Origin of the sequence: Frankia sp. Hr75.2, assembly GCF_949319125.1 — a bacterium.
Lineage (GTDB): Bacteria > Actinomycetota > Actinomycetes > Frankiales > Frankiaceae > Parafrankia > Parafrankia soli.
On record NZ_CASGGV010000215.1, the window covers coordinates 1 to 628 of the forward strand.

At 76.0% G+C, this 628-nt stretch carries 1 protein-coding gene; it reads left to right on the forward strand.

Translation table 11 applies throughout. From position 1 onward, the window contains the following. Positions 1-628: ketoacyl-synthetase C-terminal extension domain-containing protein (locus AC559T_RS15370; RefSeq protein ID WP_498869174.1), on the forward strand; the 628-nt coding region annotated here is incomplete at both ends.

Below are 628 nucleotides of genomic sequence, written 5' to 3' on the forward strand. Positions count from 1 at the left end.
TCTGGGCCCGTCCGAGGTCGACGTGGTGGAGGGGCACGGGACGGGCACCCGGCTGGGCGATCCGATCGAGCTCGGCGCGTTGCTGGCGACCTACGGGCAGGGGCGGGAGCCGGGCCGCCCGCTGTGGCTGGGGTCGGTGAAGTCGAACATCGGGCACGCGCAGGCGGCCGCCGGGGTGGCCGGGATCATCAAGATCGTGGAGGCGCTGCGGCATCAGTCAGTGCCGAAGACCCTGCACGTGGACGCGCCCTCGTCGCGGGTCGACTGGTCGACGGGGTCGGTCGAGGTGGTCACCGAGCCGGTCGCCTGGCCGCGGCAGGCCGCCCGGGTCCGCCGCGCGGGGGTCTCCTCGTTCGGGATGTCGGGCACGAACGCGCACGTGATCATTATGGAGGCCCCCGAACCCGACCTGGAGGCCACGCCCGCCGCCGGCTCCTGGCCCGTGCCCACGGCCGGTGCCGTGGCCGGCCCGGCCGCGGTGGATGCCTCCGGCGATGGCGATGGCGACGGTGCCGGCACCGTGCCGTGGCTGCTGTCGGCGCGTTCGCCGGCGGCGCTGCGCGGGCAGGCCCGGCGGCTGCTGGACCACCTGGCGGGCTCCGCCGATCGGCTGCCGGTGCCTGATGTG